Here is a 3,490-nt window from a genome sequence, read left to right as displayed (position 1 = left end):
GCCTTTAAGCGGGTGGAATGGGTGAGTAATGCGGACCGTGAGGCCGGTCGTCCCCACACGGGCTGCAGTTGACGGCTTTATCCAAATCGAAAGTCGAGAACGGCGTGCGTTTCGCCCAGTCATGCATTCTGGGGCGGCTACAGACCTTCTTCTCGCTGGCTGAGGCCAATGCCGCCATTGCCCAGGCGCTCGATCGCATCAACGACCACGTCATGCGCCGGCTGGGCGTCAGTCGCCGGCAGCTCTTCGAGACAGTCGAGCGCCCGGCTTTGGCCAGTCTTCCACTGGAGTGTTGATTTCCACCGAGAACTGATCCGGGATTGAGGGATTTTTCCATCGAGAAGTGACCCATGTTTGAACCTGCCCCTGCTTGATGAGTGCAGGGGATTTTGGAGTGATAGACATGGGGTTACTGAGCGTGATCCGACGCTGGCATCTGCGAGACGAGCTTTCGATCCGGGAGATTTCACGCCGCACGGGATTGTCGCGGAACACGATCCGCAAATACCTGCGATCGGGTGAGGTCGAGCCTCGCTTCAAGGTTCCGGATCGGCCGAGCAAACTGGACATTTATGCGGAGCGGCTGGCGGCCTGGCTGAGGACTGAGGCGAACAGGCCGCGCAAGCAGAAGCGCACGATCAAGCAGTTCCACGCCGACCTGATGAGCCTCGGCTACGACGGTTCTTATGGCCGGGTTGCCGCCTTTGCGCGTGCCTGGAAAGGGGATCGTCAACCCGAGATGCAAACGAGCGGTCGCGGCACCTTCGTGCCGCTGCGGGCTGGGAGAAGGGTCAGGTCGAGAAGAACGTCCAGGATTCCCGCCACCGGCTATGGCAACCCATGCCGCGCTTTCCATCGCTGGAGGCGCTGAACGACTGGCTTGAGCAGCGGTGCCGGGAACTGTGGCAACAGATTCCCCACGGCCTCCGACCCGGAACAATCGAGGACATCCGGGCCGAGGAAGCCCGGTTCCTGATGCCGGTGTCTCGGCTCTTCGACGGTTTCGTCGAATACACCAAGCGGGTCTCTCCGACCTGCCTGGTCCATCTGGAGCGCAACCGCTACAGCGTGCCGGCGTCCTTCGCCAACCGGCCGGTCAGCCTCAGGGTCTATCCGGAGCGGATTGTGGTTGCCGCCGAAGGGCAGCTCATCTGCGAGCACCGCCGCATCATCGAGCGGTCGCACGACCGTCTTGGCCAGACCGTCTATGATTCGCGGCATTATCTGGCGGTCATCCAGCGCAAGCCGGGAGCCTTGCGCAACGGCGCGCCCTTCACCGAACTGCCCGATGCCTTCAAGCGACTGCAACAGCATCTCCTCAGGAAGCCCGGCGGCGACCGAGAGATGGTCGAGATCCTGTCGCTTGTCCTGCAGCATGACGAACAGGCCGTGCTGACGGCAGTGGAGATGGCACTCGAGGCCGGCGTCCCACCAAGACCCATATCCTCAATCTCCTGCACAGGCTGATCGACGGCAAGCCGCTCTCGGCCTCAGTCGTGGATGCACCGCAGGCGTTGAGCCTGGCCAAGGAGCCGAAGGCCGATGTCGAGCGCTACGACGCCCTGCGCCAGGCCAGGGAGGTGCGCCATGCGTCATGACCCCGCAAGCGCCGTCGTCGTCATCATGCTCAGAAGCCTGAAGATGCACGGCATGGCGCAGGCCGTCGCCGAACTCACCGAACAGGGATCTCCCGCTTTCGAGGCCGCCGTTCCGATCCTGTCGCAACTCCTGAAGGCCGAGATGGCCGAGCGGGAGGTCAGGTCTGTGGCCCATCAGCTCAAGGCTGCCCGCTTTCCCGTCTATCGCGATCTGGCCGGCTTCGACTTTGCCAGCAGCGAGGCCCTCGTGCGGCAGCTCCATCGCTGTGAGTTCATGGACCAGGCCAACAACGTCGTGCTCGTCGGCGGCCCCGGAACAGGCAAGACCCACATCGCCACCGCGCTCGGCGTGCAGGCGATCGAGCACCATCGCAAACGTATCCGCTTCTTCTCAACTGTCGAACTCGTCAACGCGCTCGAGCAGGAGAAATCCCAGGGAAAGGCCGGCCAGATCGCCAACCGGCTCGCCCATTCCGATCTCGTAATCCTCGATGAACTCGGATACCTGCCGTTCAGTGCCTCAGGCGGTGCGCTGCTGTTCCATCTCCTGAGCACGCTCTACGAACGCACCAGCGTCGTCATCACCACCAATCTGAGCTTCAGCGAATGGGCAACCGTCTTCGGCGACGCCAAGATGACCACGGCGCTGCTCGACCGGCTCACCCATCACTGCCACATCCTGGAGACTGGAAACGATAGCTTCCGCTTCAAAAACAGCTCCGCCCAGACCACAACGAGCAAGAAGGAAAAAGCCGCCCCCTTTGACCAAAACCTGAGACCCAAACCATACATAAAGGCGGGTCACTTCTCGGCGAAAATCCCGGGTCAGCTCTCAACGGAAATCAACAACCCACATCGTCGGCGGGCCTACTGCCCCGTATGAATCTGCCGTGATTCTGTCCGTTACGCCGAATCACGGGGGCGTCACGGATGCGAGACAAGAACGGCAGCAGCGAAGCCGCTTGGCAGGAGGAAGAGCTTTCTGCGGCGGCCCTTCCCGACAAGCGTCTGGCCCGTCGGCTGCGACGGTTGCTGGATCAGATGTCAGCTGCGCCGGGCAAGCCAATCCCGGCAGCCTGCGGCGACTGGGCGGCGGCGAAGGCGGCCTACCGCTTCTTTGACAACCCGCGTGTGACCGAACATAGCGTTCTGGCAGGCCATTTCGCCGCGACCGCGGCGCGCATTGCGGCGAGCGAAGGTCCGATCCTTATCCTGCAGGACACGACGGAATTTTCTACAGCCGCGCGCAGCCGGGCAAAATCGGCTTCACCAAGACCATCAACGCCGGGCGCTACAAGGCCGGGCAGCCCAACGTGCTGACTTTGTGCGGGGTGCTGATGCATTCGAGCCTGGGCCGTCACCCTCACCGGCACACCCCTCGGTCTGACGGCGGTGAAGTTCTGGACACGAACGAAATTCAAGGGAACGCTCGCGCTCAAGCGGCACATCAATCCCACGCGCGTGCCGATCGAGACGAAAGAGAGCTACCGCTGGCTGGAGAACCTGCGCCAGTCCATCGCGCTCGTTGGCGCAGCCGAGCGCTGCGTGCATGTTGGTGACCGAGAGAGCGACATCTACGAGCTCTATTGCACCGCGCAGGACCTTGGCACCAGCTTCCTCGTGCGGGTGCAGACGAACAGGCTGGCCGAGCGGCCTGCCGATGCTGCCCCGCACGATCCTGCTCATCGCGTCTTCGCCCAACTTGCGGCGGCGCCTTGGGCAGGACGTCATCGCATTACGGTCGATCAGGACGAGACGACCTGCCTGCAGGGTAAGCGGTGCGCCAAGGCACCTTTCCCGAAATCGTCTTGATGGTTAGTCTCTCGTTCGTCGGCGCGCCGGCGCCGATCACTCCGAGTCATAATGGGTGACGTAGTGGAGTTCGCGCAGAG

At 62.6% G+C, this 3,490-nt stretch carries 3 protein-coding genes and 2 pseudogenes; all 5 read left to right on the top strand.

The annotated features are described in order from the left end of the window. The first annotated feature begins 68 nt into the window (after positions 1-68). The 5 genes and pseudogenes from NKI95_RS34025 to NKI95_RS34005 all read left to right on the top strand — a co-directional run bounded on the left by NKI95_RS34025 (position 69) and on the right by NKI95_RS34005 (position 3,410). Positions 69-296, top strand: a complete 228-nt coding sequence (locus NKI95_RS34025; protein WP_502909294.1) for a hypothetical protein — start codon at positions 69-71, stop codon at positions 294-296. A 107-nt stretch (positions 297-403) separates the two neighbouring features. Next, positions 404-1,598: pseudogene (locus tag NKI95_RS34020) on the top strand (Mu transposase domain-containing protein). Then, positions 1,588-2,349: pseudogene (gene istB / locus NKI95_RS34015) on the top strand (IS21-like element helper ATPase IstB); the annotation flags it as partial. The pseudogenes NKI95_RS34020 and istB, both read left to right, overlap by 11 nt. A 179-nt stretch (positions 2,350-2,528) precedes the next feature. Beyond that, on the top strand, positions 2,529-2,918 hold the full coding sequence (locus NKI95_RS34010) for an IS4/Tn5 family transposase DNA-binding protein (protein WP_352722211.1): 390 nt from the start codon (positions 2,529-2,531) through the stop codon (positions 2,916-2,918). A 72-nt stretch (positions 2,919-2,990) separates the two neighbouring features. After that, on the top strand, positions 2,991-3,410 hold the full coding sequence (locus NKI95_RS34005) for a hypothetical protein (RefSeq protein ID WP_352722210.1): 420 nt from the start codon (positions 2,991-2,993) through the stop codon (positions 3,408-3,410). Positions 3,411-3,490: the final 80 nt, after the last annotated feature.

Source organism: Mesorhizobium sp. M0306, from assembly GCF_040321655.1.
In the GTDB taxonomy this organism is placed as follows: domain Bacteria; phylum Pseudomonadota; class Alphaproteobacteria; order Rhizobiales; family Rhizobiaceae; genus Mesorhizobium.
This window is presented reverse-complemented; position numbering and strand designations above follow the sequence as displayed.